The sequence below is a fragment of the Clostridium sp. ZS2-4 genome (genome assembly GCF_026719745.1).
In the GTDB taxonomy this organism is placed as follows: Bacteria; Bacillota; Clostridia; order Clostridiales; family Clostridiaceae; genus Clostridium_H.
On sequence record NZ_JAPPRQ010000132.1, the window covers coordinates 30411 to 57150 of the forward strand.

The window sequence follows — 26740 nt, forward strand, 5'->3', positions numbered from 1 at the left end:
TAATGAAGATACGGATATCATAAATTATATGGAAGTAATTTTTCTACGGAAAGGTGATATTAATGTCTAATTTTATTCCCAATGTTATATATAGTTTTTTTATTTCCTTTGGAGTTATAGTTGGAGGAAGTTCTTTTGTTGGAGTTGCTGCTTTAATAAATAATCATCCACCATTTAAGACTATGGTTGATCTTGCAGATTCTATAAAAATTTGGGCTGTAGCTACAGCTTTAGGTGGCACCTTTTCTTCTTTTAAATTGATTGAAGAAGGTCTTTTTAGAGGAGAAATGGTGTCTCTTGGCAAGCAGATAGTATACATATTGGCAGCTCTCATTGGAGCTAATATGGGTGTTAGATTTGTGAAATTAATTCAAAAGTGTGGTCATATATGGATTCAATAAATAGTAAGCAGAAGTATTTTCTATTCTTTATTCTTGGATTATTTATAGGTGGTATGGTTGGTATTATAACTATAAACCTTTTAATAAGCTATAGAATAGATAACTATATAAAAGAAATTAAACATTTAGATAAAGTAATAGAGGAAAAAGATTTTCGACTTAAAAAGCTTGAAAAAAATATATACGATAAAAGGCTTCTTGTAAAGAATGTTGAAATTGAACTTGAATATGAGAATGAAAAAGAAAATGACGATATAGTGAAAATCACTCTTGAAAAGCATATTAAAGATAAGTTTAAGTGTTTGGTGGGAAAAGAAGTGGAAAATGTAGATGGAGATATTTTGTTGGAAATAATTGATAGAAGGATAATGAAAATTGAAGACAAAGAATACCAGCTTAAACTTAAGAGAATTATGATATCACAGGTGGTTAAGCTTTGGATAGAAATTAAAGTTATAAAATAAGAATGTTGCGACGCAACATTCTTATTTTATTCTGTTCCGTATTTATCAATATAGTATTTTTTATTCAGGGCAACTTTATTGAGAATATAAATAAGATTGTCTATTTCTTTTGTTGTGTTGTAAAGGCCAAAACTTATTCTTACCATTCCAGGTTTTCGAATTCCAGTTTCTATTCGGTGTATTACTTCTTCAGTTGTCATATTAAGAAGCTTTTGGATATAAGGATGAGCACAAAAACAACCATTACGAGCTGCAATACCACCTTCATAGGAAAGAATTTTTGCGAGTACTTCATGATATATATCTTTTATATTAAATGAAATAACACCTATTCTTTCTTCGAGACTACTTTCATCACAGTATATATTAATGTCAGGAATTTTTCTAAGTTTATCAAGGGCATATTTTGTTAAAGCTTTCTCGTGATTTTCAATGTTTTTCATTCCAATTTCTGTGAGGGTTTCAATAGCAATTGCTAAGGCTACTACACCTATTACATTCGGAGAGCCAGCTTCATCTTTTATAGGAGTTTCAGCCCACTTTATATAATCATGAGTAACAATATCTATAGTTCCTCCACCAGAATAATCAGGAGGTATATTGTTAAAATCATCTTTACTACCTATTAAAACTCCCGTCCCAAAAGGAGCATACATTTTATGAGCTGAAAATACAAGATAATCTAGGTGTTCAGGAGAATTGTTAGCTTTCATATCTACAGATACATGAGGTACAAGTTGGGCACCATCTATTAGGATTTTTGCTCCATATTTATGAGCAAGTTCTGCAGCACTGTGTATGTCAGGTGTATATCCTGTCACGTTAGAGGCACCAGTTATAGTAACAAGCTTAACATTACCAGCATAATATTGCAGTTTTGTTTCTAGATCTTCTAAAGAAAGTTTTCCATAATCGTCTACAGATATATAGTCTATATAATATTTTCTCCAAGGCAAATCGTTTGAGTGATGTTCCATATCTGTGGATAAAATAACACTAGAATTATGCTTTTCATAAAGCATATTTGAAAGTTTATTTATAGCTTCCGTTGTATTTTTCACAAAAATAACTGTATTAGTATTAAAGTCGGCATTGACAAATTTACAAACAATTTTTCGTGTTTCTTCATATATTTTGCTGGAAATTTGAGATTTATATCCAAAACCTCTATGGATAGAAGAATACCATGGGCTAAAGGACATAATTTTTTTCATAACAGGTATAAAAGCTGGAGTAGTTGCTGCATTGTCAAAATTGACGGCTTGTACATAGTGACCGGTTGATAGCGGTATTTTAGTATTAACACCAATTATTAATTTTCTATAATTATATTTAATCATAATATCACCTACCCAATATTGCTTATAGTATATTCTATTTAATTTTTTTGGAAAGGTGTTATTGCAAGTGAAGATTTAAAAAACTTTGTATAAGTTTTTGTTTAAAATAAATGTTGATTTTTTACATTCATATAAAATTTTCATAAGTTAATAAAAAGACTATCTGAAAATAGAATTACGTTCTATTTTCAGATAGTCTTTTTATTAATGTTGTGTCAACTATTTTTAATATTTTGTATATTTTCTTTATTTTTTTTAAAAGATAGTTTAAGCAGAGGATTATTTATTTTTATTTTCTTCTCCACTTTACATACTTCACAATTTGTATCCATAAATAGTGAAGGTGTTTTACTTCTAATTAATATCTGAGTTGGATAAATACTTTTATGTCCAACCATTAAATACCCTATTACACATACTAGAGAAGCATACATTCCAACTTGTGAGCCAAATAGTTCCATACATATAACTATACCTGCTATTGGAGTATTGGCACAGGTTGCCATAAAAGCTATCATGCCTACGGCTGCATAAAAAGTAACGCTGCCATTAATTATGGAAGCCCATAAACTCCCAACAGTTGCCCCAACATAAAGCATAGGCGTAAGTATTCCGCCACTTCCCCCTGAGCCTAAAGTCAAAGCTGTAGTTGCTGATTTCCACATAAAATCTGTAGCATGTATACTATGTCCCATAACAGATTCATGTATTATTTCTTCTCCTATACCTAAATAATTGGTAGTTCCTGTTATGAACACGATTAAAATCACCAATGTACCACCTAGTAGCCCTTTTATAGGAGGATATACATTGATTTTATTAAATAAGTTTTCTACAAAATTTACAAATCTTATAAATATAGTGGAAAGTATTCCTATTATCAATCCAAATAGTATCATTCTGATAATAATTATACTATTACTGAAATTGCTCATATCAATAAAATAAGTAATTAAAGGTTTTGTACCAAAAAATCTTCCTACAGAAAAACTCACAAAAGCCGATATTAATGATGGAAATAATGATATATAGGAAAATTGTCCTATATACAATACCTCTGAAGCAAATACAGCTGCTCCTACAGGGGAGCCAAAAACTCCTACAAAGCCTGAAGCCACTCCACATATTGCTACTTTTTTTCTGTCGGTGTCTTTTAATTTAAATAAATCTGATATTTTTGAAGCAATGCCTGCACCAATTTGTGTTGATGGGCCTTCTAGTCCAACAGAACCACCACAAACTAATGTTATAAGCGTGGTTAAAAGTTTTACAGGTACTACTTTTACGTCCATTTTACCTATATGTCTATTTATTGCTTCTATGGCTTTCTCTGTACCATGTCCTTTGGCATCAGGGGCTAATTTTACTACTATAAAACTACTTAAGAAAAATCCCATTGGCATTAATAGATAATAATATTTAAATCCATAAGAAAAACTAGTGCTTATATTTACTAGTTTAATAAATATAGCTGTAGCGCCTCCTACTATAAGTCCAATGAATACGGATATTATTACCCACTTGATCATACTTGCTAGTAACACATATTCTTCTTCTAAATCTTTTTGAAATATCGTTTTCATAGAATCACCCTATACTATATATTATATTACTGAAACTTTGCACATGAAAATGCGACTTAAAGTGTTGACATATGAAGCTTTTGAGTATTTGAATATTGTAAAGTTCTATCAAAATAAAATGGTGTAATCTATTGTGCTAGGTAAAAGGTTTAACAATATTTTTACAATTAAAAAACTCCAACGTATCTGTTGAAACTTGTTAATGATGACGGAATTTACCATAAAATAACTCCAATACATATTAAAAACAGAAGACATGTTAATAACTCAAAAATGAGTGATAGTGAAATAATCACAATTATTGTAACAGGTGAGTTACTAACTATTGATTGAGAAAATTTTTGGTTCAAGTTTTGCAAAAGAAATTTAATGAACTATTTCTTTTGTTTTGTAGAATGAAGTTTTGAAACATTTCGGTAAATGATTTTTAAAGCGAAAAGAAGGATAGAAACTTCCTATTCTCAACTAATTGAACAATTGAATATCAATAGGATACTAGCTAAATAGATATGAGGCATTCAACCTTGTGTAAATATAAAGATTTTAGCACATAGTATTTGTTATTTTATCAATAATGTCTTGGGTGAAAAAGATAAAATAGCTAGGATCAAAGAATTATATTCTAAATTCATCCTTATTAATTATATATATAGATTTAGGAAGGTTATACCTGAATCTAATGGCTTAAAAATCTAGTTCTGGTAAAAAACCTATCTAACGCAATGAGTTAATGTAATTAATAATAAATAAAAAACATTAAATTTATGAGGATTTACTCATATAAATAACATACCATAAATTAATGAAAATGAAAATGATTTTGTGAAATTTTTATTAATTTTTTTAACAATTTAAGATTTAACTATTAGGAAGGAGTAATATTTCTTGAGGGGTTAGAATAATAAAAATAAATTAGGTATAATACATTTTGGTATATTATACCTAATTTATTTTTATTATTTTCAGCTTATCTTTATTATTTTTGTGCAAGGGACTCCAAGTATCTTTTATTAACATCAGTCCAATTTACTATGTTCCACCAATCATTTATATAGTCTGATCTTCTGTTTTGATGTTTTAAATAGTAAGCATGTTCCCACATATCGATAATTAAAAGAGGAACACATCCCCATAAGGTTAAGTCTTGATGTTTTTCAACTTGAAGTATTTCTAGCTTTTGAAATTTAGGAACCCATACAAGAGTGCACCATCCAGAGCCTTCTACAGCAGTAGCTGCTGCAGAAAATTGTTTTTCGAAATTTTCAAAATTTACAAAGTCTCTGTCTATTCTGCCTGCAAGTTCACCAGATAGAGTAGAACCTCCAGGTATCATATTTTCCCAAAACATAGTGTGTAATATATGGCCAGAACCATGAAATGCCAGTTCACGTTCCCAGTGTTTTATAAGAGCAAAATCTCCTTGATCTCTAGCCTTTTGAAGTTCAGTTTCTGTGTTATTAAGACCATCTACATAACTTTGATGATGCTTATCATGATGAATTCTTAAAGTTTGTTCATCATAGTAAGGTTCTAATGCGTTGTAAGCATAAGGTAATGCTGGTAAAGTAAACATATTAATCACCTCATCTGGAAAATTATATATATATTATTTTATTACAGTATTGAGTATATGTATGTAATTAACTTTTTATGTAGATAATATGGCATATTCTCACTAAAGATAAAGTATGTTAAAATTAAATAAAGAAGACAAGAAAAAATATATAAGTATAAGTGCTAGAGGTATAAATATGTTAAAATATAGTATGTAGAATTATAAAGGAGGAATAGTTATGGCAGTTAATTTTATTGAAAATATGGAAACAGGGATGGAACATCTTCATAAAAAAGGAGCTTTTTTAACAGTAAAGGCTGATGATAAGGTAAATACTATGACTATAAGCTGGGGAAGTATAGGGTTTGAATGGAAAAGACCTATTTTTACAGTACTTGTTAGAAAATCAAGATATACGCATCAGTTTATTGAAAAGGCAGGAGAGTTTACAGTTAGTATACCACTAGATGATGAAATGAAGGAAGCTTTAGCATTCTGCGGTACAAAGTCAGGTAGAAATATAGATAAATTTAAACAATGTAATTTAAACATTCAGCAAGGAAAAAAAATTAACACTCCGGCTATTGATAAATGTGGACTTATTTATGAGTGTAAAGTAGTATATAAGCAAGATATGGATTTAAGTCTTTTGGATGAAGGAATTAAAAATGATTGTTACAAAGATGATGATTATCATACCGTATATTACGGAGAAATAGTAGGATGTTATCTAAATAAATAAATGAATGAAAAGACTCCAATAGGATAGGTTATTGGAGTCTTTTGAATTTTTACAAAAATTAAACATATATTTTAATATACAATAATACTTTCAGGAGGAAACTAAGTGAAGGTTAGATATGTAAAAAAGGAGACTTTAACAGCAGTCGCTACGGTAGTTGGATTGTTATCAATACCCGTACTGGTAGTTAAGGACAGAATAAAGAAAATAAGAGCAGAGGAAGAAGAAAAAAAAAATATTGAAAAATTGATAAAAAATACGATAAAGATTGAAGAAAATTTAAATAATAAAAAAGTAGGGGAGTATATAGAATTAATTAGGTATATTCAAATCCCAAACAAGGTTATATGCAAGAATATCATAAAAAATGGATATGATTTAGTTAAATTAAGTGAAAATGTAGACGATAAACTAAAATTAGAACTTAGAATTGTTCTAGAAAGTAAAGGGATAAGAGTTTTGTATTAAATGATCAATACAAAGTGATTTAATCGAATAATAGATAATTTCAAATATGGAAAAGTTATTTTCTATTGTAATAATACTTATAGTGTCATTATCTTTAAAACAATATCTTCAATTTAAAAATATTTATTGTAAAAAGTAAAAAAATATGATAAAATTTATTAGGTTAGACAAAATTAATTCAAACAAAATATCTTTAAAATAGTCCAGTGAGGCTGACAAGATTTGAAAGTAGACATCTATTTATAAGATAACTTATAGCTTCTTGTCAGCGGGCAAGAAGCTTTTTTATTTATAAAAGTAATAAAAATTACTTTTTAATTCAGTCCAGTGAGGCTGGAAAAAGGAGAAGATGTATTTTCTCCTTAGTATTAAAAATAATAAGGAGGTTTTTTTATGTCAGAAAACGTAATAGGAAAAACAGGCGCAGAAGTAAAAGAAAATTCAAAAGTTGTAGAAGGGGCTAAAAAAGTAATTTTGGCACTTCAACACTTGATTGCTATGTTTGGCGCTACTGTATTAGTTCCAATTCTTACAGGATTTGACCCGTCAGTTGCACTTTTATCAGCTGGTATGGGAACTCTTATATTTCATTTCGTAACAAAGAAAAAAGTTCCGGTATTTTTAGGCTCGTCTTTTGCATTTATAGGTGGTATACTTACGGTTAAAGAAATGTTTAATGGAGATTTGGCTTATGCCCAAGGTGGTATAGTAATAGCAGGACTTATATATGTACTTCTATCATTTATGATAAAGAAAATTGGTGTTGATAAAATAAAAAAATACTTACCAAATCAAGTGGTTGGACCAATGATAATAGTAATTGGATTAAATTTAGTACCTGTAGCATATGGAATGGCGGCTAACAATTTTGTCATTGCAGGTATAACATTGTTTACAGCATTGATAATTACTTTTAAAGCAAAAGGATTCATAAAGCAACTAGCAATTTTAATAGCAGTAGTAGTAGGATATATAATCTCTCTTAAAATGGGAATCGTTGATACATCAGTAATAAATGATGCACCAATGTTTGCAAGGCCTAATTTTACATTGCCTAAATTTGATTTAGGAGCAATAGCTGTAATAGCACCAGTAGTACTTGCAGTATTTATGGAGCATATAGGAGATATAACAACTAATGGAGAAGTAGTAGGTAAAAACTTCATTGAAGATCCAGGTTTAAATAGAACTCTTTTAGGAGACGGACTTGCAACGCTATGTGCTGGTTTTATTGGAGGGCCTGCAAATACAACTTATGGTGAAAATACAGGAGTTCTTGCGATTACTAAAAATTATAATCCACAAATACTTAGAATAGCAGCAGTATTTGCAGTAATATTAGGATTTATAGCTAAAGTTGGTGGATTCTTGAGAACAATTCCTGTACCTGTAATGGGTGGAATAAGCTTAATGTTATTTAGTATGATAGCTTTAGTAGGTATGAAAACTTTAAAAAGTGGAAAAGTAGAGTTTAATGCTAAAAATATCATAGTTATAGCTACTATAATAATTCTAGGGCTTGGAACATCATATGTTGAAAAGAATTTAGGAGTAACAATAGGAATACCAGTAACTTCAACAGTTAAAATTACAGGTTTAAGCCTTGCAGCAATAGTTGGAGTTGTATTGAATGCGGTGATTAATAAAGAAAAGTAAAAAAACAAAAGTATGAAATAAAGAAAGAAGTTTAAAAATTAAAGCCTAAGGATGGAGTTAGCCATCCTTAGGCTTGTTTTGTTTTAACTATGAATAAAATAAGTATGATTAATGATCCATCTTGCTTTGATAAATTTGATGCAATAGTATTAAATGATATAAGTAGAAATATGATGGGATTTGAAGATGTAGTAACGTCCACGCCAACTATAGATGCAGTAGGTATGACACCGGAACAGGTAAAGGAATTGATAGATAAAACGGCTGATAGACATTAAAAATTGCTTATTACATTAGAATTTATTATAAACTAAAGAGACATTAAAATACCAGTAAAAATTAAATTTTTTACTGGTATTTTAACGCGAATTTTTGTAGAAAAAACAAATTTATTGACAAAATATAAACGGTATGTTAAATTGTAATGGAGTATCTTTGAAAATCAGGTGTAAACGTTCTATTATTTGCTAAAGAAGCCTAAATTTTTTAGATACTGTGTCATAAAATGTATTGAAAATCAAAAAAATAATGAAAAAGTTGCTAGGCGACTTTTCATAATATTTTAAAAATTAGGAGGTTATTTTATGTCTACAAACGAAACACAAAAGATTAAGATTACTAACTCAGACCCGTCAGCAATAGGCTTACTTGGACTAGGTATAGTAACGATTGTAGCATCAAGTCAAAAACTTGGATTAACAGAGGGAACTTCTTTTATAATTCCATGGGCAATATTTTTAGGTGCTTTTGCGCAATTATTCGCATGTATTAATGATTCAAAGAGAGAAAATGTTTTTGGTGCAACAGCTTTTGGAGGATATGCATTTTTCTGGTTTGGAGTTGCAATGTCTTGGATGATTAAGAGTGGAGTTTTCGGACAAACACTTGCAGCTGGTGCAGATGGAAAACAACTAGGATTTGCTTTTGTTGGATATTTAATTTTTTCTATCTTTATGACAATAGGATCAGTAGAAACAAATAAGGTATTATTAATAATATTTGTATTAATTGATGTTTTATTACTTGGTTTAGCTTTATCTTCATTTGGTATTATGCCTGAACTAGCTCATGAAATGGCAGCTTATTCTGAATTCGTGATATCAATGGTTTCATTCTATGGTTCAGCAGCATGTGTTTTAAATCCTCATTTTGGAAGAGTATTTTTACCAGTTGGAAAACCTATGGGTATATTTAAAAAATAATTTAAGATTTTGTATGAATGAATAACATTTTTAAATAATATAATTAAACTTAGAAAAAGAGATAGGAAATTTGCCTATCTCTTTTTCTAAGTTATTTAGTTTGATTGAGTATCAGCAGGACAATTTATCCCATTACCCCTCATTCCACTGCCATTTCTTAAGCCTTGACCTTTTCTACCTTGACCATTACCTCTAGGAGAACCAAGTCTGCCCTGACCAGGTACAGCGTTTGCAGCATTTTCTTTTATAGCTTTTTTATATGCTTCTCCATCTTCTTTTGAAATAGTTCCTTTTGTTACAGCCTCATCAATAGCTTTATTTTTGGATTCTATTAAAGCTGCTTGAAAATCATCATGAGAAAGACCTTTCTCTTCAGCAAATTCACTAATAGTCTTACCTTTAGCTCTAGCATTATTAATATCTTCCTCAGTAACATTTAACTTTTCTTTAATAACTGAAGTTACAAAATCATATCCCCTAAATCCAGTAACACGTTTAAGTCCTATTCCACTAGAAGCAGTTGTATTTGTGCTAGTAGATGGAGCAGCTGGTTCAGTTGCAGTAACAGATGCATAGGCTGTAGCCCCTAGTCCAAGTGTAAGTGAAAGCATTAATGCGGCTAAAATATTTTTCTTTTTCATAATAGTTACCTCCCAATATTTTTAAAGTTATTAAATTTTGTTTTGATTTACTTTATGAGTTTATGATATAGCATAATTTTGATTAAAATATGTTATAATTGTGATGAAATTGTGAAAATGAAGTATTAAAATGTGAAGATTATGAAAATACGGTATAGTTATGATTTAAAGCTTAAAAATGATATAATAATATAAGAAAGTTATTATTATAATATTTTTAGAAGGTGAAGGAATGAAGAAATTATCAAGAAATGATTTATGTTGGTGTGGTAGTGGAAAAAAGTATAAAAATTGCCATTTGCAGCATGATGAAAGATTAATAGCTATGGAGGATGAAGGGCTTATAATTCCACCTAGAGAAATAATAAAAACTCCAGAACAAATTGACGGTATTAGAAAGAGTGGAGAGGTTACTAAAAAGGTTCTGGATATGGTAGGGGGAAGAATAAGAGAAGGTATAACAACTGATGAAATAAATACATGGGTTCATGAGTATACTTTAAAATTAGGAGCTATACCTGCACCCTTAAATTACATGGGGTATCCTAAAAGTGTTTGTATTTCAATAAATGAAGTAGTATGTCATGGAATACCTAGTGATAGAGCATTGAAAAACGGTGACATTGTAAATGTAGATGTTACAAGTATTTTAAATGGATATTATGGTGATGCCAGCAGAATGTTTATTATTGGAGAAGCATCGGAAAAGGCTGTCAAATTAGTTGAAACGGCTAAAGAATGTTTAGACATAGGTATTCAACAGGTTAAACCTTTTGCCACTATTGGAGACATAGGGCATGCTATTCAAAGATATGCAGAAAGTAAGGGATATTCGGTTGTTCGTGAGTTTGGTGGACATGGAATCGGACTTCAGTTTCATGAAGATCCTTTTGTTGACCACTGTGGACAGAAGCATACTGGAGTTGTGCTGGTTCCAGGTATGACTTTTACTATTGAACCAATGATAAATGAAGGTACTTTTAGATGTAAGGTTCTGGATGATGGGTGGACTGCAGTAACAGCTGATGGAAAATTAACAGCTCAATGGGAGCATACTGTGTTAGTTACAGAAGATGGAGTTGAAATATTGACATAGTAATATAATAAATTTATTAAAAAGGAGAAGATATAATGTCACAAAAGAATATTGAAATGATGAAAAAGATAATTGAAGAAAAAAAGAAAAAGAGTGCTAATCAAAATAGTACTGCTAGACCAACTAAAGTAATGGGGCAGTCAAGAAAAGGCATTAAAAGTAATAATGGTGGAGGATTATTTGACAGATAATGTCCAAAGACCTAAATGATATATCATTTAGGTCTAATTTAATATATAAACATACATATATAATATTTCACAAATGATTACAATTAATAATGAGGAGGATTAAAAAATGGCTGTTAAAATAGTTACTGATAGTACTTCTTATATACCCAAAGAACTTATAAAAAAATATGATATATCCATAGTTTCCTTAAGCGTTTTCTTTGATGATGAGAATATTAGAGAAGTTGATATAGATAATGAAAAGTTTTATGAAAAGATGGAGCAATGCAATACAATTCCAACTTCATCACAGCCCTCTGTGGAGGAAATATATAAAGCTTTTGAAAAGCATGTTAGAGAAAATAATGAAGTAGTTGGTATTTTTATTTCATCGCATATGAGCGGTACATTTTCCACAGCAAGTATGGTGAAAAATATGATTTTAGAAGAATATCCAGATGCCAAAATTGAACTTATAGATTCAAAATCTAATTCTATGCAGCTTGGATTTGCAGTTATTATGGCAGCAGAGGCAGCTGTTGAAGGAAAAAGATTGGAAAGTGTTGTACAAGCAGCAGAGAAAAATATGAAGAGAAGTAGATTCATATTTTCACCAGATACACTTACTTATTTGAAAAAAGGTGGAAGAATTGGAGGAGCAAGTGCTTTAATAGGATCGCTTTTGAGTATTAGACCAATTCTGACAGTAGTGGAAGGGAAAACAGAGATTTTATCCAAGGTGAGAACATCAAAGCGAGCTATAGAAACAATAATTAATACTTTTATTGAAGATACTAAAAAATTTGGGTTTGGGGATGTAATAATTCATCACATAAATTGTGAGGAAAAGGCAAAAAAAATAGCACATACAATAGAGAAACAAGCCGGAAAGGTAGTAAAAATATGCGATATAGGACCAGTTATAGGGGTACATGTTGGACCCGGTGCCCTTGGTCTTGTATATTATACGAAGCAAGAATTAAAATTAAACATGTATCAATAGAAAATAGCCGTAACAAATGGGTACAACTACTTTCTAATAGGAGTAGTTTGGTGTTATTATAAGGTGCTAGGAGACAAATATGAAAAAAGAAGATTTAGTTCATATAAAGTTAAAAAGTGAGGATACAGCAGAGAAGAGAAAGATAATTAGAATATGCCTAATAAGTCTCTCAAAAAATATAGAATGTGGAGAAATAAAGTCTATTTCACAGGAAGATTTGATGTTATTATTCAACTTATATGATAAATACTTTTTCAATGAATATTTTAAGAATAACTTTAGGGGTGAGATAAATTTTTCATTATCAAATAAAATGACAAGAAGTGCAGGAAAAATGATGGTTCCTAAAAACCTTGCAAGTTTAAAGGAAGAGGCAGAGAAATACGAATTAAGAATTGGTGTGAATTTTTTCTTTCATTATAATGAATTGAAAAGAAAGAAAACTGTAAATGGAATAGAAACTGAAGATGCTCTTCATGCTCTTCTAATGGTTTTCGAACATGAGCTTGTTCATTTTTTAGAGTTTTATGTGTATAAAGAGTCTAATTGTAAGAAAGATAGATTTAAAGATATAGCATATAATATTTTTGGACATACAGATGTGTATCATTCACTACCTACAATTAGAGAAATAGCTGGCGAAAAATTGGGGGTTAAGCCAGGTGACAGAGTATGTTTTATTTATAATAAAAATAAGATTGCAGGTATAGTTAATAGTATAAATAAAAGAGCTTCTGTTATGGTTTTAGATAAGAATGGAGAGTATGTGGACAAATATAAAAATAGATATTCCAAGTACTATGTTCCTGTAAATTTGTTAGAAAAAATATAAGTAAATAAAAAATGCTTGAAATATTTTAAAAGTGTGATAATATTTATAAATATACAAATTATATAGGGAAATATACGTGGGGTGATGAAAAATGAATAACATTATTGTTACAAAATTCGGGGGCAGTTCTCTTGCAGATGCAGAGCAATTTAGAAAGGTGAAAAACATTGTTCTCAGTGATGAAAGAAGAAGGTATGTAGTGCCTTCAGCACCAGGAAAGCGACATAGCAAGGATTATAAAATTACTGATTTGTTTTACTTGTGTCATGCACATGTACAGCAGGGAATTCCATTTGATGATGTTTTTAAGGTTATTGAAGAAAGATATAAGGGAATAGTAGAAGAATTAAATATTCCCTTAGATATCGTGGGGCATTTAAAAGAGGTTAAAAACAAAATTGCAGAAGGAGCAACACCAGATTATACTGCAAGTAGGGGAGAATATCTAAATGGATTAATACTTGCTGATTTTTTGAATGTACATTTTGTAGATGCTGCTGAAGTAATAAAATTTGATAAGTATGGATATTTTGATTCAGAGAGCACTAAAAAGGCTGTAGGTGAAAAGTTAGGGTCTATTGAGAGAGCTGTTATTCCAGGGTTTTATGGGGCAATGCCTGATGGAAGTATCAAGACTTTTTCAAGGGGCGGTTCTGATATAACAGGATCAATTGTAGCAAGAGATACAAAAGCTGTTTTATATGAAAATTGGACAGATGTTTCAGGTTTTTTAATGGCAGATCCTAGAATTGTTGATAATCCAAAGCCTATAGAAGAAATTACTTATAAGGAATTACGTGAGCTTGCATACATGGGAGCTACAGTTCTTCATGAGGAGGCTATTTTCCCAGCAAAAGAAGAGGGAATACCGATTAATATCAAGAATACCAATGCACCTGAGGATAAAGGAACAATTATAGTAAATGATGATGAAGCTAAAAAGGATTTAGGGAATATTACAGGTATAGCAGGAAGAAAAGATTTTACTGTAATAGCTATTGAAAAAGCTTTCATGAATTCAGAAATAGGTTTTGCCAGAAGGATACTTTCCATACTGGAAGCTTATGGAGTGCCTTTTGAAAATATGCCTGCAGGCATAGACACTATGTCTGTTGTAATTGCAGATTCTAATTTGGACAATAAGCTGGATAAGATTCTGGAAGAAATAAAAAGACAGTGTAATCCAGATACTCTTCAAGTCATTCCTAACATGGCATTGATTGCAACCGTGGGTAGAGGAATGTCAAGAACTATTGGTACATCAGAGAAGATATTTACAGTCTTAGCTAGAAGCAATGTAAATATAAGAATGATAGATCAAGGTTCAAGTGAAATGAATATAATAATAGGTGTGGAAGCAAATGACTTTGAAAGAGCTATAAATTCAATATATAAAGCTTTTGTATAAGGACATTATATAAGAATGTTGTGACACAACATTCTTATATTCCCCAGTAGCCAATTACCAATCCCCAGAGTAAAGAAAAAAGATAAAAACAATTAAGAACAATTAGATAAAAATAAAGCAAAATAGACTTAAAGATAGATTATATCTACTTTAAGTCTATTTTGCTTTATTTTTATTTTAGTTTTGCATTAGCAAAACATCCTTCTCTGGTGACTGGGGATTGGGGATTGGTTACTAGAATAAAATTGTTTCACAATTTTATTCTAAAACCGCTCCTCTGCTAGCAGAAGTAACTAATTTACTGTATCTGCGTAAATATGTTCCTTCTGGAGCTTTTGAAGGAGGCTGAGTCCAATTTTTAAGTCTTCTTTGCATTTCTTCATCTGGTAAATCCAAAGTTATTTTTCTATTTGGAATATCTATTTCTATTAAATCGCCATTCTCAATTATTGCGATTGGACCACCTTCAGAGGCTTCTGGTGCTATGTGCCCAATACAAGGTCCACGTGTTGCACCAGAAAAACGACCATCAGTTATAAGGGCAGTACTTTTTTCAAGTTCCATACCTATAATAGCAGCTGTAGGACTAAGCATTTCTCTCATTCCAGGACAACCTTTTGGCCCTTCATATCTAATAACTATAACATCTCCTGCGTCGATTTCCTTATTCAAAATGGCTGCAAAAGCTTCTTCTTCTGAGTCATAAACTTTTGCAGGACCTTTGTGATACATCATTTCAGGTGCAACAGCTGATTGTTTTACAACTGATCCTTCAGAAGCAAGGTTACCCTTCAAAATGGCAATTCCACCTTCTTTAGAATAAGGATTATCTAAAGGTCTTATTACAGAACTATCAAGTACTCTTGAATTTTTCACGTTATTTTCTAAGGTTGTTCCTGTAACAGTTATTGTATCAGGGTATACAAGGTTTGCTTTTATTAGTTGGTTGAGTACAGCTGAAACGCCACCAGCTTCCTCTAAATCTATCATATGGTGTATACCAGCTGGACTTAATTTACTTATATGAGGAACTATTTTGCTTATTCTATCAAATTCTTCTAAATCCAAGTTAACTCTTGCTTCATTAGCTATTGCAAGTAAATGAAGAGTGGTGTTACTAGAACCACCTATAGCCATATCAAGCGCAATAGCGTTTTGGAAAGCTTTTTCTGTTAAAATATCTCTAGGTTTTATATTTTCTTTAACTAAATTCATTATTGCAATTCCTGCTTGCTTAGCAAGCTGCTTACGTCTGCCATAAGGTGCAGGTATTGTTCCGTTACCAGGTAAGGCCATACCTAAAGCTTCAGCTAAGCTATTCATGCTGTTTGCAGTAAATAAACCAGCACAGCTTCCACAAGTAGGGCAAGCCTTTTGTTCTATTTCCAGCAATTCTTCATCTGAAATTTTACCTTCGCCATGAGATCCTACTCCTTCAAAGGCTTTAGAAAGGTCAAGTTTATTTCCGCAACTGTTTCCAGGAAGCATAGGACCTCCACCTATGTAAATGGCAGGAATATTAAGTCTTGCTGCCCCCATTAGCATACCAGGAACTATTTTGTCGCAGCTACCGATAAGAACTAATCCATCAAATTTATGAGCCATACAAACCGCTTCTATGGAATCTGCAATAAGTTCACGGCTGGCTAGTGGATATTTCATTCCACTGTGGTTCATAGAAATACCATCACAAATTCCTATGGCAGGAAATTCGATTGGAGTTCCACCAGCAGCGGATATCCCAAGTTTTACTGCTTGAGCTAATTCATCTAAATGAAAATGACCGGGAATTATTTCGTTGTGTGCATTAACTACTCCGATTAATGGTTTGTTAAGATCTTCTGGCAAATATCCCATTGCATAGAATAAAGATCTATGAGGTGCACGAGCAGCCCCTTGAGTAACTTCTTTACTATTCAATTTATAAGCCCCCTTTGGTTATTAAATCTTAAACATAGTAATTATTATAACTAATTTTAAGATAATTTTTAATATTTTCATTTTAATATACAGCAAATATTAGAGAGTGTCAACTTATTGAATTACTCTGATATTTATTTTTGAAAAGTTATATTAAATAATAGACTAATATAATGTGAATAGTAATTATTCATAGATAAAAAACAATGATATTAAATGTAATAAATTTTTAATTGAATATAAAATTTTTACAAGTTTAGTGAAATTATTTTTTCTATTGTTGACATTTTGAATTTATGAGTATATAATCTAAAACATGAGTTTAACAATCGAATAGTGCTTATCAAGAGTGGTGGAGGGACTGGCCCTGTGAAGCCCGGCAACCGGTGTGTATTTTATAATACATACAATGGTGCTAAATCCTGCAGCGTGTGCTGAAAGATAAGGGTGAAATAGGACTTTCAAGACCTAAGGTTATCCTTGGGTCTTTATTTTTTTACCCGATAAGCATGACATAAGGAGGAATGGACTATTAGTTTTAATGTATCATATGGGGTGTAATAGGGGGCTAATTTATGAATATAGAAAATTTAGCAGACAAGTATAGAAATTATGTTATTAATCTGAGAAGAGAGTTTCATAGATTTCCAGAAGAAAGCTGGAAGGAAGAAAGAACATCCAGATTTATAAAAGAGGAACTTAAAAAAATAGGAATAGAATTTGAGGTGGCTGCAAAAACCGGAATTGTAGCAACACTTAGAGGAAAAAAATCTGGAAAAGTAGTAGCTCTTAGAGTGGATATGGATGCAATTGGAGTCAAAGAGGCTACAGAAGCTGAATTTGCATCTGAAAATGAAGGCATAATGCATGCTTGCGGCCATGATGGGCACATGGCAATGCTTATAGGAGCAGCTAAAATATTAAAGGAAATTCAAAATGAGTGGGACGGTACAATAAAATTTATATTCCAACCAGCAGAAGAAGTTGGAGAAGGGGCAGCAAAGATAATAGAAGAAGGGTTTTTAGATGATGTAGAGGGGGCTTTTGGTATACATCTTTGGAGTGATCTACCTTGTGGAAAAGTATCTGTACAAGATGGAGCAAGAATGGCTTGTGCAGACATTTTCAAGATAAGGATTAAAGGTAAGGGGGGTCACGGGTCACTACCGCATCAAGGGGTAGATGCAGTAGTGGCAGCTTCATCAATTGTGTTAAATTTGCAGACAGCTGTAAGTAGAGAAATAAGTCCTATGGAGCCTGCTGTTGTAAGTGTGGGGCTGATGAGAGCAGGAACAAGGTTTAATGTTATTGCAAATGAAGCTATTTTAGAGGGAACAACTCGCTGCTTTAATAATGAGATTAGAGAAAAATTTCCTAAAATTATAGAAAGAATTTGCAGGAATATAGCTGAGGGACTAAGAGCAGAGACAGAAGTTGAATACATTTTTGCAACTCCAATCACCATTAATGATAAAGAATGTTCTTATATTGCAAGGGGAGCATTAGAGAAAATAGCAGGTACTGATGCTATTGCATTGATGGATAAATCTACGGCAACGGAGGATATAGGAAAATATTTTGAAAAAGTACCTGGGGTTTTAGCTTTTGTAGGAGTTAGGAATGAAGAAAAAGGTGCTGTATATCCGCAGCATCATGAAAAATATACTATCGATGAAGATGCATTAAAAATTGGAACTGCATTATATGCGCAATATGCTGTAGATTTTTTAAAGTATAAAAAGGGGCAATAATATAAGTTGAATTGAAAGAAATTATCTTTTAGACAATCCTTAGTTCCTGATCATCAAAATTTACTGAAGTTGATAACTTAGGATTAGTTAATGGGAACTGGGTGTTGTTATTGGTTACTGAAACAAAGGAGGGTACAGGCTTGATAAAAATTCAAAAAGTAAACAAGTATTTTTCTGGTAAACAAGTTTTAAAAGAGGTAAGCTTGAGCATAAATAAAGGAGAAATATTTGGAATCATAGGTCACAGTGGAGCCGGAAAATCAACGATTTTAAGATGCATAAATGGATTGGAAAATTATGATAAGGGTAGTGTGAAAGTTGATTCTAAAGAAGTTAATGGGTTAAAAGGGAAAGAGTTAAGAGAATTCAGAAAAGATATTGGAATGATATTTCAAAATTTTAGCTTGTTAAATAGAAAGGATGTTTGGCATAACATTGCATTGCCAATGGAAACATGGAAGTATGATAAGAAAGAGATAGATGATAAGGTAAAAGAACTTTTAAAGCTTGTAGGTCTTGAAGATAAAGCACACAGTATGCCTAAAGCATTAAGTGGAGGACAAAAGCAGAGAGTTGCAATAGCAAGAGCTCTTACATTGAATCCTAAAATACTTCTTTGCGATGAAGCAACATCTGCATTAGATCCGAATACTACAAAGTCTATTCTACAGCTTCTAAAGAAAATAAATAAGGAATTGGGAATTACTATAGTAATAGTAACTCATCAGATGGAAGTTATCAAAGAAGCATGTACAAAAGCAGCCTTAATGGAAGGTGGACAAGTTACAGATGTAGGTGATGTAGAAGAACTTTTCTTAAATCCAAGTGATAACATGAAAAAGCTTTTAGGAGAAGAAGAGATTCTTCCAGAAGAAGGAGTAAATATAAAGATATTTTTCCCAAAAGAGTTTAGTGAAGGTTCAGTAATAACTGCCATGGCTAGAGAACTGGATATGGATTGCTCAATTGTTTGGGGGAAGCTTGAGAAATTTGGCGATGATGTTTTAGGAAGTTTAGTGATAAATATTAAAGAAAATGAAGAGGAGAGCGTATGTGCTTATCTTACAAAAAAAGGTGTGAATTGGGAGGTGCTGTAGATGGAATTACATAGTATTATATTTCCTGCTTTAGGGGAAACTTTATATATGGTTTTTGTAGCTACTATCTTTGCAGTAGTAATTGGTTTTTTACCAGCAATAATTATGGTTATAACAGATGAAAATGGATTAAATCCAAATAAAACAATTTATAAAGTATTTGATATTATTGTCAATATTTTAAGGTCTTTTCCTTTTATTATACTTATGATTGTTATTTTCCCTGTTACTAAGCTTATAGTAGGTAAAACAATAGGTACTACGGCAGCAATTGTTCCGTTAACTATTGGTTCAGCACCATTTGTTACAAGAATCATAGAAGGTGCTTTAAAGGAAGTTGATAAAGGTGTAATTGAAGCTGCTAGGTCTTTTGGGGCAAGTACAAGTCAAATTATTTTCAAGGTTATGCTTCCAGAAGCTTTTCCATCTATAGTTTCTGGATTAACACTTACAATAATAAGTGTGGTAGGACTTTCTGCTATGGCAGGAGCAATTGGCGGCGGTGGTCTTGGAGACGTAGCTGTTAAATATGGATATTACAGATTTAAAACAGATATTATGATGTATACAGTAATAGTTTTGATAATTTTGGTTCAGATTTTTCAGAGTTTAGGAACGATTATATATAACAAAGTAAATAAATAATATAGTTGAGAATTAAAAATGGACAGTTATGGAAATTTTGCTTGTAAAAAGCTAAAAATATAAAATGTAAACTATAATATAAAATTAAGGGGGCAATTTTTATGAAGAAAAAAATATTATCAATTGTATTGGCAAGTACTTTAGTTATTGGTGCAATTAGCTTAGTTGGGTGTGGAGCTAAGAAAGAAGCAGGTACTGAAACTAAGAAAAAGATCGTTGTAGGGGCAACACCTAAGCCTCATGCTGAAATTCTAAAAAAGGTTCAGCCTATACTTGAAAAGGAAGGTTATACATTAGAAATAAAGGAGTTCACAGATTATGTTACTCCAAATACAGCAGTACAAGATGGTGAGTTGGATGCAAACTTTTTTCAACATATTCCGTATTTAGAGCAATTCAACAAAGAGAAAAATACAGATTTAGATTATACAGCAAAAGTACATTTAGAACCAATGGCTGTATATTCCAATAAAATCAAAGATTTAAAAGAATTAAAGGATGGAGCTACTATTGCAGTTCCAAATGACCCAACAAATGAAGCTAGAGCGTTAAGACTACTAGAAAAAGAAGGAATTATGAAATTTAAAGAAGGAGAATTAATTTCTAAATTAGATATTATAGAAAATACTAAGAATATTAAAATAGAAGAGTTAGATGCGGCACAGCTTCCAAGAACATTAGACGAGGTTGATGCAGCAGTTATTAATACTAACTATGCTATTGCTGCTGGATTAAACCCTACAAAGGATGCTCTTGCAATTGAATCTAAAGAATCTCCATATGTTAATGTTATTGCTGTAAAGAGAGAGAATAAAGATAAGGATTATATAAAAGCATTAGATAAAGCTCTTAATTCAGAAGAAATAAGAAAGTTCATTGAAGAAGAATATAAAGGATCTATAATACCAGCTTTCTAAGAAGAGAAAAAAGTTAAAAAAAGAAGAATGTAAGTAAAAATACTCTAGTTCATTGTGAACTAGGGTATTTTTTATTTGTTTAGGGATTGAAAAGTTTGATGAAAAGAGGTATAATTTCAATATACCCCATATGGGTATATTGAAATTATTAGGAGGGGTTAATTTTGAAAAAAGCATATATAGATTCGAATAAATGTGATAGATCACCATTTTGTCCTGTGAAAAGAGTTTGTCCTGTTCAAGCGGTTTCTCTGGAGAAAAAAGGAATTTTTTCAATGAGACCAGCTACTGTAGATAAGGATAAATGCATAGGATGCGGCAAATGCCTGCAAGTATGTCCAAGAGCAGCAGTAACTATGAGATAGAACTATATTATATATTATGAAAGTAAAACTTCTTAAGAATTTAGGAAGTTTTACTTTTTAGTGTTTATTTTAGCTTAAATTATCTATTCATAATAAATAATTTAAGTTAAAATATAAGTAAGTGAATACATACAAATCTTGAGGGAATATATATAATAGGGGTGATTTAAAGATGTTAAAGAAATTTTGTATATTATTGCTAACTAGTATTATGATATTTATGTTTGCAGGATGCAAAAAAGCATCTGTAGAAGATCCTGTAAAAAGTGATTTAATGAGTTATATGAATAGAATTTCAGAAGCTGTTACACTAGAGGAAGATGTATTGAATGATTATAGAAAAGTTTCTGGTGAAAATTACAAAGAAGTTGATACTTATGTAGTAATAAAAAAAATAATTATTCCAAAGTATACTGAATTTATAAATAAATTGGATGATATTAAACCTAAAACAGATGAAGTGAAACAACTTCATGAGATTTATGTAAAAGCAGCTCATGTTAGATTAGAGTCTTTTAAACAAATGGAAGAAGGTTTTGAGAAGAAAGATGGAAATCTGATAAAAAAAACGGACAAAAAACTACAAGAAGCTCAAAACAATATAGAGAAATATAAAAAGCAGCTTGTGGAATTAGGACAAAAACATAATATTAAAGTTAATATTAAATAATTGAAGTATAATTAATGGTATAATTAAACAGCTACAATAAAAATATTAGTGTAAAAGGGAGAAAAAAATGTTAGAAACTAGACTGTTAACTTTTCTTACAGTAGCTAAATTAAAAAATTATACTAAGTCAGCAGGAATCCTTAATTTAACTCAACCTGCTGTATCTCAACACATCAAATTTTTAGAGGAGTACTATGGAGTTAAATTCATAAAGAAGAATGGAAGAAATATAGAACTTACTAAAGAGGGAGAAGAATTCTTAAAGTATGTTAAGGAATTGGAGATTAAAGAGCGTGAGATTTATAAAAGACTTAAAAATAAAGCATCTATACAAAAAACGTATAATATTGGGGCAACCTTAACAATAGGAGGGTATGTACTTCCTGGAATTTTAGGAAAATACAAGGAGGCATATCCTAATATCGAAATTATATTGACTGTAAATAATACAAAAGAAGTATTGAGAAAATTATTAAGAGAAGAAATTGATTTAGGGTTAGTTGAAGGGCCTTTTGATAAAAATAGATTTATGTATAAAAAATTAAAGGAGGATGAGTTAATATTGGCTTTTTCTCCTAAGCATGCTTTTTCACAAAAAGATTATATTGAATTAGATGAGGTTCTTTCAGGAAAATTAATTTTAAGAGAAGAGGGGTCAGGTACTAGAAAGTATTTTGAAAATACTTTGCTGGATGAAGGATATAGTATTAAGGATTTTAATATATATATGGAAATTGGAAGTATAGATGCAATAAAAGCTCTTGTGGAAGCAAATTTAGGATATACAATTATATCCAAGGCAGCTGTTGAAAGAGAAATAAGTTTGGGACTTATAAAAACATTACCTATAAAGAATAAAGACTTAAATGTGGTTAAGTTTTGTAGAGAGTTTAATTTTGTATATTTATCAAGAGGAATAAGTGAGTATTTAAATGATTTTATAGAATTTTGTTTTGATAGAAGTATTCAGTAAGATATATTCTAAGTAAAATATTTTTATGCAATAATTGTACAAGACCATTAATACATAGTGGTCTTAATATTTTCAAAGAATATATAAATATTACTTATACAATTATAAGAAATCATAATTTTAATTTATAGTAATGATTTGATATAATTCAAATCAGAGGTGATTTATATGGAAAAAATAAAAAAAATGTTCCCTGGGATTATTTTTGTGTTTTTGATCTCTATTCTATCTATGTACATAAATGATTCTATAAAAAATGTAATAAATTTAGAAGCATTAACTATTGGAATTATTGTTGGCATATTTTACAATAATACAATAAAAACTCAAAAGGTATTCAAAGAAGGAGTAAGTTTCTCACTCAAAAAGCTTTTGAAGGTTGGAATAGTATTGTTAGGATTTAAGCTGAATTTTAACTCATTATTGAAATTGGGACCTAAAGTGCTTTTAATGGTATTGATATTTGTTCCAACTGTTTTAATGTTGTCTATACTTTTAGGAAAACTTTTTAAGGTTCAAGACAAGCTAGCTGCCTTAATTGGAGTTGGGTCATGTATATGTGGGGCTTCTGCTGTAGTTGCTTTAGCACCTACTATAAATGCAGATGATGATGATTCAGTGATAGCAGTTTCTATAGTCAGTTTTTTAGGAGCTGTTGGTGTATTAGTATATTCAGCAGTAGCTGTAACAAGAGGTGTAAGTGATATTCAATATGGAATTTGGTCTGGACTATCTCTTCATGGAGTTGCACATGCCATTGCAGCAGCTTTTGCTAGGGGAGATACAGCAGGAGAAATAGGAACTTTTGTTAAAATGGCTAGAGTTGTAATGCTTGTACCTGTATCTTTAGCTTTAGGGGGTATTTATAATAAAGGTAATGGATATAGTAAAAAAGCTAAATTTCCTATGTATGTATTATATTTCATAATTGCAGGAGTAGTCAGTTCTACTGGAATTATACCGATAAACATATTAAAAATATTGACTGAATTAAGTTCTATTTTCATATTAATGGCTATGGTAGCTATGGGACTTTCGGTAGATTTTAAAAGTATTAAGGATAAAGGAATTAAAGCATTACTTATAGGAAGTATATTGTTTTTAATTACTTCAACGTCTACTTATATAATTATAAAAAATTTCATATAATGATATAATGTTCAAAGTAAAGCCCGAAATTTTATTGAATTTTGGGCTTTAAATATTATATATTAATTGAATTAGCATCTAATTTATAAACTACATCTTTTCTTTCCACAATTATTTTAATTTTATCACGAGTTTCTTTATCGTCTAAAAGTTTAGAAATAAGTTCTCTAGTAGGATTTATTGCTGTTGGATGTTTAACTGATTTTAACATGGAAAAATCTCCAGCAGTATCTCCATAAGCATAACTTTGATTTAAATCAATATTGTATTTACCAATAAAATCTTGTATAGCTTTATTTTTACTTATACTATCCCACATAGGAATAATTTCACCAGTATAAATTTGATTTTCATCAAGGATATATTCTGTTCCAATATAATCATCAAAACCGTGTTTAATAGCCATTTCACGTACAAGCTCCTTTGGGCTTCCTGAAATTGTTATAACAACATGTCCTTGAGATTTGTGCCAGGCTATCATATCTCTTGTATAAGTATAAACTCTATCACCTTTTTCCTTGATAACTTTTTTGGAGATGAATTCTATTTGATTTTTATGGAGACCTTTTACCGCTTCAATATATATATCTGCCATTTTTAGCAAATAATCATCGTAATTGCCTATTCTTTTATCCCACTTAATGTAATAATCTCTTACATCATTATACCAGCGTTCTGGTTCTATTATTTCAGACTTTATTAGTTTCTTAAAGATTTCGGTTATTAAACCTTCTCTGTATAAGGTTCCATCAATATCGAAAAATGCTGCTATTGTTTTCTGCATATATGTATATCCCCTTTCTGTTAGAAACATAATACATAAATATTGATACATATTAAATGTTCTACGTATAAATTTTTTAAAAATAATTATATAATAAATCATTATAATATACAACATATAAGTGTGTGGAATTTTAAGTGTTAAAATTCCACACTAAGTTTCACTTTATTTTTTATTTAAAGGCAAGTAATTAGATTTTTTTATAGGATGAACTTTATAGGAGTTTTCAGAATCATTATTTAAAAGGTAAACAGCATTTGGGCAGAGAAGATTACATTGAGCTGCTAGAGCTAAACAAGCCTGCATAAGAATTTGATTTTGGGTAAATTTTAATAGGTCATGAGCTGTATCTATATTAGATATTTTACAGTTATTATAATTTAAGTTCTTGGGTGAAATAGATTTGGAGTATGTTATTTGTTCAAGCGTACTTTTAAAATCAGTTGTTTGCATAGTTTTATTAGATACTATATTGGATGGAGAATTATTGGATGCTACAGAAGTATTCTTACCTAAAGAATTATATGTAGTTTTTATATTTCTTATAGAATTTATTGGCTTCATAAACAAATCCTTTCTTAAAAAATAATATTAAGAGAGTATAAAATCTTTGTATTATTATATGTATGAATGAGAAAATATATTACAAATATTAGAAAAAACATTTAAATATGTATATATTAATAAATACATCAAGTTAGCTATTTTTACATTTTTATAATATATATAATTAAAAAAAATAAAAGAGAGAATAATAAAACTGTTACTTGATATTAAATTGATTATAGTAAGCTGAAAAACAATGTAAATGATATAATGTCAATTGTTTAATATAAAAGTTGACGGGAAATGCTGTGGTGGATTAAAATAGAAGAAGCCTTATAATATGGATAAGGTAAAAAAGTTTATTGAATAAAAAAGTGAAGGTGAAATTATTATGATAGAAATGGGAAAAATTCAAACTTTAGAAGTTGCTAATATTACAAAAATTGGTGCATATTTAGAAGCAGGAACTGGTGATCCAAAGGATAATATTTTACTTCCAAACAACCAGTTGTCAGAGGAGGTAAAAGAAGGAGATAAGTTAGAAGTATTTGTTTACAGAGATTCAGAGGATAGAATCATTGCAACAAGAAAAAAACCATTAGTTCAAGCAGGAGAACTTGCTAATCTTAAAGTTAAAGAAACTACAAAAATAGGTGCTTTTTTGGATATAGGACTTGAGAAAGATTTATTATTACCTTTTAAAGAGCAAAAATTTGAAGTGCGTGTAGGAAAAAAATATTTAGTTGGTGCATATATTGATAAAAGTGATAGGTTAACTGCTACGACTTATGTTGGTAAATTTTTAAGAAATGATAGTTCTTATAAAAAGAATGATATGGTTAAAGGAACTGTATATTCAGTTAATCCTGAGATAGGTGCTTTAATTGCGGTGGATAATAAATATAGAGGATTGATACCGAGTAGCCAGTATTTTGAAAAAATAGAAGTAGGTCAAGAAATTGAAGCTAGAGTGGTTAGGGTTAGAGAGGATGGAAAGTTGGACTTAGCTATAAGAGAAGTTGCTTATAAACAAATTGATAATGATGCAGAAATGATTTTAAAGAAAATAGAACGATATGATGGATTGCTTCCATTAAACGATAAGAGTAATCCGGAAGAAATTAAAGACAGATTAAAGATGAGTAAAGCTGCTTTTAAAAGAGCGGTAGGAAGGTTATTGAAAGAAGAAAAGATCGTTCAAACTGAAAAAGGTTTAAAATTGAAAAAATAATAAAATATATAAAAAGAAGTTAATAATTTCACCTTGTCCTAAATAGTGTCTCTATTTATAATAAAATAGAGATTATTAAACAAAGGATGAAGAGATATGAATACTCAAAATGAAAAAGAACAAGCATATAA

General features: G+C 30.4%; 29 protein-coding genes and 1 riboswitch. Of the genes, 22 read left to right on the top strand and 7 right to left on the bottom strand.

Annotated elements, in window-relative coordinates:
* The first annotated feature begins 62 nt into the window (after window positions 1-62).
* Both OIO11_RS15325 and OIO11_RS15330 read left to right on the top strand, forming a co-directional pair.
* Window positions 63-401 carry a YtrH family sporulation protein gene (locus OIO11_RS15325; RefSeq protein ID WP_268072316.1) on the top strand — a complete coding sequence of 113 codons (339 nt, stop codon included), beginning with the start codon at window positions 63-65 and terminating at the stop codon, window positions 399-401.
* Complete coding sequence (locus tag OIO11_RS15330) at window positions 389-865, top strand: hypothetical protein (protein ID WP_268072317.1); 477 nt, start codon at window positions 389-391, stop codon at window positions 863-865. The genes OIO11_RS15325 and OIO11_RS15330 overlap by 13 nt, the downstream gene beginning before the upstream one ends.
* Window positions 866-891: 26 nt before the next feature.
* Here OIO11_RS15330 and OIO11_RS15335 read toward each other — a convergent pair whose 3' ends face one another.
* The gene (locus OIO11_RS15335; protein ID WP_268072318.1) at window positions 892-2205 is read right to left on the bottom strand and encodes an aminotransferase class V-fold PLP-dependent enzyme; all 1314 of its coding nucleotides are present in this window, start codon (window positions 2203-2205) and stop codon (window positions 892-894) included.
* A 215-nt stretch (window positions 2206-2420) separates the two neighbouring features.
* Window positions 2421-3788 carry a chloride channel protein gene (locus tag OIO11_RS15340; RefSeq protein WP_268072319.1) on the bottom strand — a complete coding sequence of 456 codons (1368 nt, stop codon included), beginning with the start codon at window positions 3786-3788 and terminating at the stop codon, window positions 2421-2423.
* 189 nt (window positions 3789-3977) lie between these two features.
* On the opposite strand from OIO11_RS15340, the gene OIO11_RS15345 reads away from it, so the two are divergent.
* The gene (locus tag OIO11_RS15345; RefSeq protein ID WP_268072320.1) at window positions 3978-4121 is read left to right on the top strand and encodes a hypothetical protein; all 144 of its coding nucleotides are present in this window, start codon (window positions 3978-3980) and stop codon (window positions 4119-4121) included.
* Between the two features lie 643 nt (window positions 4122-4764).
* Here the strand turns inward: OIO11_RS15345 and OIO11_RS15350 are convergent.
* Window positions 4765-5361: a superoxide dismutase gene (locus OIO11_RS15350; protein WP_268072321.1), complete on the bottom strand. Its 597-nt coding sequence runs from the start codon at window positions 5359-5361 to the stop codon at window positions 4765-4767.
* 220 nt (window positions 5362-5581) lie between these two features.
* Between OIO11_RS15350 and OIO11_RS15355 the strand changes: the two genes are divergently transcribed.
* From OIO11_RS15355 to OIO11_RS15375, 5 genes are all read left to right on the top strand, one after another.
* Window positions 5582-6085 carry a flavin reductase family protein gene (locus tag OIO11_RS15355; protein WP_268072322.1) on the top strand — a complete coding sequence of 168 codons (504 nt, stop codon included), beginning with the start codon at window positions 5582-5584 and terminating at the stop codon, window positions 6083-6085.
* A gap of 105 nt (window positions 6086-6190) precedes the next feature.
* Window positions 6191-6553, top strand: coding sequence for a transcription factor (locus OIO11_RS15360; protein ID WP_268072323.1), 363 nt, complete (start codon window positions 6191-6193; stop codon window positions 6551-6553).
* 393 nt (window positions 6554-6946) lie between these two features.
* Complete coding sequence (locus OIO11_RS15365; protein ID WP_268072324.1) at window positions 6947-8209, top strand: uracil-xanthine permease family protein; 1263 nt, start codon at window positions 6947-6949, stop codon at window positions 8207-8209.
* An 89-nt stretch (window positions 8210-8298) separates the two neighbouring features.
* Complete coding sequence (locus OIO11_RS15370) at window positions 8299-8487, top strand: YkuS family protein (RefSeq protein WP_268072325.1); 189 nt, start codon at window positions 8299-8301, stop codon at window positions 8485-8487.
* Between the two features lie 306 nt (window positions 8488-8793).
* Complete coding sequence (locus OIO11_RS15375) at window positions 8794-9411, top strand: acetate uptake transporter (RefSeq protein ID WP_268072326.1); 618 nt, start codon at window positions 8794-8796, stop codon at window positions 9409-9411.
* 95 nt (window positions 9412-9506) lie between these two features.
* On the opposite strand, the gene OIO11_RS15380 is transcribed toward OIO11_RS15375, so the two are convergent.
* Complete coding sequence (locus OIO11_RS15380; protein ID WP_268072327.1) at window positions 9507-10052, bottom strand: hypothetical protein; 546 nt, start codon at window positions 10050-10052, stop codon at window positions 9507-9509.
* A gap of 232 nt (window positions 10053-10284) precedes the next feature.
* On the opposite strand from OIO11_RS15380, the gene OIO11_RS15385 reads away from it, so the two are divergent.
* The 5 genes from OIO11_RS15385 to OIO11_RS15405 all read left to right on the top strand — a co-directional run bounded on the left by OIO11_RS15385 (window position 10285) and on the right by OIO11_RS15405 (window position 14561).
* Window positions 10285-11148, top strand: a complete 864-nt coding sequence (locus OIO11_RS15385) for a methionyl aminopeptidase (protein WP_268072328.1) — start codon at window positions 10285-10287, stop codon at window positions 11146-11148.
* 35 nt (window positions 11149-11183) lie between these two features.
* Window positions 11184-11339 carry a hypothetical protein gene (locus OIO11_RS15390; RefSeq protein WP_268072329.1) on the top strand — a complete coding sequence of 52 codons (156 nt, stop codon included), beginning with the start codon at window positions 11184-11186 and terminating at the stop codon, window positions 11337-11339.
* A gap of 106 nt (window positions 11340-11445) precedes the next feature.
* Complete coding sequence (locus OIO11_RS15395; protein WP_268072330.1) at window positions 11446-12321, top strand: DegV family protein; 876 nt, start codon at window positions 11446-11448, stop codon at window positions 12319-12321.
* A gap of 79 nt (window positions 12322-12400) precedes the next feature.
* Window positions 12401-13153, top strand: coding sequence for a hypothetical protein (locus tag OIO11_RS15400; RefSeq protein ID WP_268072331.1), 753 nt, complete (start codon window positions 12401-12403; stop codon window positions 13151-13153).
* A 91-nt stretch (window positions 13154-13244) separates the two neighbouring features.
* Window positions 13245-14561, top strand: a complete 1317-nt coding sequence (locus tag OIO11_RS15405) for an aspartate kinase (RefSeq protein WP_268072332.1) — start codon at window positions 13245-13247, stop codon at window positions 14559-14561.
* Between the two features lie 258 nt (window positions 14562-14819).
* Here OIO11_RS15405 and ilvD read toward each other — a convergent pair whose 3' ends face one another.
* Window positions 14820-16481, bottom strand: coding sequence for a dihydroxy-acid dehydratase (gene ilvD, locus OIO11_RS15410; protein ID WP_268072333.1), 1662 nt, complete (start codon window positions 16479-16481; stop codon window positions 14820-14822).
* A gap of 337 nt (window positions 16482-16818) precedes the next feature.
* A riboswitch (SAM riboswitch) is annotated at window positions 16819-16929 on the top strand.
* 127 nt (window positions 16930-17056) lie between these two features.
* On the opposite strand from ilvD, the gene OIO11_RS15415 reads away from it, so the two are divergent.
* The 8 genes from OIO11_RS15415 to OIO11_RS15450 all read left to right on the top strand — a co-directional run bounded on the left by OIO11_RS15415 (window position 17057) and on the right by OIO11_RS15450 (window position 24048).
* Window positions 17057-18232: a M20 family metallopeptidase gene (locus tag OIO11_RS15415; RefSeq protein WP_268072334.1), complete on the top strand. Its 1176-nt coding sequence runs from the start codon at window positions 17057-17059 to the stop codon at window positions 18230-18232.
* Window positions 18233-18372: 140 nt separating this feature from the next.
* Window positions 18373-19329, top strand: a complete 957-nt coding sequence (locus tag OIO11_RS15420) for a methionine ABC transporter ATP-binding protein (protein ID WP_268072335.1) — start codon at window positions 18373-18375, stop codon at window positions 19327-19329.
* Complete coding sequence (locus OIO11_RS15425; RefSeq protein WP_268072336.1) at window positions 19330-19974, top strand: methionine ABC transporter permease; 645 nt, start codon at window positions 19330-19332, stop codon at window positions 19972-19974. It abuts the gene before it with no gap.
* A gap of 101 nt (window positions 19975-20075) precedes the next feature.
* Window positions 20076-20891 (top strand): MetQ/NlpA family ABC transporter substrate-binding protein, encoded by an 816-nt coding sequence (locus tag OIO11_RS15430; protein WP_268072337.1) that lies wholly within the window; start codon window positions 20076-20078, stop codon window positions 20889-20891.
* A gap of 164 nt (window positions 20892-21055) precedes the next feature.
* Window positions 21056-21256 carry a 4Fe-4S dicluster domain-containing protein gene (locus OIO11_RS15435; protein ID WP_268072338.1) on the top strand — a complete coding sequence of 67 codons (201 nt, stop codon included), beginning with the start codon at window positions 21056-21058 and terminating at the stop codon, window positions 21254-21256.
* 172 nt (window positions 21257-21428) lie between these two features.
* Entirely contained in the window at window positions 21429-21926 is a 498-nt protein-coding gene (locus tag OIO11_RS15440; RefSeq protein ID WP_268072339.1) for a hypothetical protein, read from the top strand.
* 67 nt (window positions 21927-21993) lie between these two features.
* Entirely contained in the window at window positions 21994-22899 is a 906-nt protein-coding gene (locus OIO11_RS15445) for a LysR family transcriptional regulator (protein ID WP_268072340.1), read from the top strand.
* A gap of 168 nt (window positions 22900-23067) precedes the next feature.
* Window positions 23068-24048 (top strand): YeiH family protein, encoded by a 981-nt coding sequence (locus tag OIO11_RS15450; RefSeq protein WP_268072341.1) that lies wholly within the window; start codon window positions 23068-23070, stop codon window positions 24046-24048.
* A gap of 55 nt (window positions 24049-24103) precedes the next feature.
* Here the strand turns inward: OIO11_RS15450 and OIO11_RS15455 are convergent, their stop codons facing one another.
* Window positions 24104-24832, bottom strand: a complete 729-nt coding sequence (locus tag OIO11_RS15455; RefSeq protein ID WP_268072342.1) for an HAD-IB family hydrolase — start codon at window positions 24830-24832, stop codon at window positions 24104-24106.
* Between the two features lie 165 nt (window positions 24833-24997).
* On the bottom strand, window positions 24998-25396 hold the full coding sequence (locus tag OIO11_RS15460) for a flagellin (RefSeq protein WP_268072343.1): 399 nt from the start codon (window positions 25394-25396) through the stop codon (window positions 24998-25000).
* A 373-nt stretch (window positions 25397-25769) separates the two neighbouring features.
* Here OIO11_RS15460 and OIO11_RS15465 point away from each other — a divergent pair, with 373 nt between their 5' ends.
* Entirely contained in the window at window positions 25770-26609 is an 840-nt protein-coding gene (locus OIO11_RS15465) for a CvfB family protein (protein WP_268072344.1), read from the top strand.
* Window positions 26610-26740 lie beyond the last annotated feature (131 nt).

Coding starts and splice junctions, on each gene's coding strand:
- OIO11_RS15335 (WP_268072318.1), bottom strand. CDS start 2,205: ATGATTAAATATAATTATAGAAAATTAATAATTGGTGTTAATACTAAA.
- OIO11_RS15370 (WP_268072325.1), top strand. CDS start 8,299: ATGAATAAAATAAGTATGATTAATGATCCATCTTGCTTTGATAAATTT.
- OIO11_RS15440 (WP_268072339.1), top strand. CDS start 21,429: ATGTTAAAGAAATTTTGTATATTATTGCTAACTAGTATTATGATATTT.
- OIO11_RS15365 (WP_268072324.1), top strand. CDS start 6,947: ATGTCAGAAAACGTAATAGGAAAAACAGGCGCAGAAGTAAAAGAAAAT.
- OIO11_RS15395 (WP_268072330.1), top strand. CDS start 11,446: ATGGCTGTTAAAATAGTTACTGATAGTACTTCTTATATACCCAAAGAA.
- OIO11_RS15465 (WP_268072344.1), top strand. CDS start 25,770: ATGATAGAAATGGGAAAAATTCAAACTTTAGAAGTTGCTAATATTACA.
- OIO11_RS15385 (WP_268072328.1), top strand. CDS start 10,285: ATGAAGAAATTATCAAGAAATGATTTATGTTGGTGTGGTAGTGGAAAA.
- OIO11_RS15375 (WP_268072326.1), top strand. CDS start 8,794: ATGTCTACAAACGAAACACAAAAGATTAAGATTACTAACTCAGACCCG.
- OIO11_RS15430 (WP_268072337.1), top strand. CDS start 20,076: ATGAAGAAAAAAATATTATCAATTGTATTGGCAAGTACTTTAGTTATT.
- OIO11_RS15455 (WP_268072342.1), bottom strand. CDS start 24,832: ATGCAGAAAACAATAGCAGCATTTTTCGATATTGATGGAACCTTATAC.
- OIO11_RS15350 (WP_268072321.1), bottom strand. CDS start 5,361: ATGTTTACTTTACCAGCATTACCTTATGCTTACAACGCATTAGAACCT.
- OIO11_RS15450 (WP_268072341.1), top strand. CDS start 23,068: ATGGAAAAAATAAAAAAAATGTTCCCTGGGATTATTTTTGTGTTTTTG.
- OIO11_RS15415 (WP_268072334.1), top strand. CDS start 17,057: ATGAATATAGAAAATTTAGCAGACAAGTATAGAAATTATGTTATTAAT.
- OIO11_RS15445 (WP_268072340.1), top strand. CDS start 21,994: ATGTTAGAAACTAGACTGTTAACTTTTCTTACAGTAGCTAAATTAAAA.
- OIO11_RS15380 (WP_268072327.1), bottom strand. CDS start 10,052: ATGAAAAAGAAAAATATTTTAGCCGCATTAATGCTTTCACTTACACTT.
- OIO11_RS15390 (WP_268072329.1), top strand. CDS start 11,184: ATGTCACAAAAGAATATTGAAATGATGAAAAAGATAATTGAAGAAAAA.
- OIO11_RS15340 (WP_268072319.1), bottom strand. CDS start 3,788: ATGAAAACGATATTTCAAAAAGATTTAGAAGAAGAATATGTGTTACTA.
- OIO11_RS15405 (WP_268072332.1), top strand. CDS start 13,245: ATGAATAACATTATTGTTACAAAATTCGGGGGCAGTTCTCTTGCAGAT.
- OIO11_RS15325 (WP_268072316.1), top strand. CDS start 63: ATGTCTAATTTTATTCCCAATGTTATATATAGTTTTTTTATTTCCTTT.
- OIO11_RS15355 (WP_268072322.1), top strand. CDS start 5,582: ATGGCAGTTAATTTTATTGAAAATATGGAAACAGGGATGGAACATCTT.
- OIO11_RS15425 (WP_268072336.1), top strand. CDS start 19,330: ATGGAATTACATAGTATTATATTTCCTGCTTTAGGGGAAACTTTATAT.
- OIO11_RS15400 (WP_268072331.1), top strand. CDS start 12,401: ATGAAAAAAGAAGATTTAGTTCATATAAAGTTAAAAAGTGAGGATACA.
- OIO11_RS15330 (WP_268072317.1), top strand. CDS start 389: ATGGATTCAATAAATAGTAAGCAGAAGTATTTTCTATTCTTTATTCTT.
- OIO11_RS15460 (WP_268072343.1), bottom strand. CDS start 25,396: ATGAAGCCAATAAATTCTATAAGAAATATAAAAACTACATATAATTCT.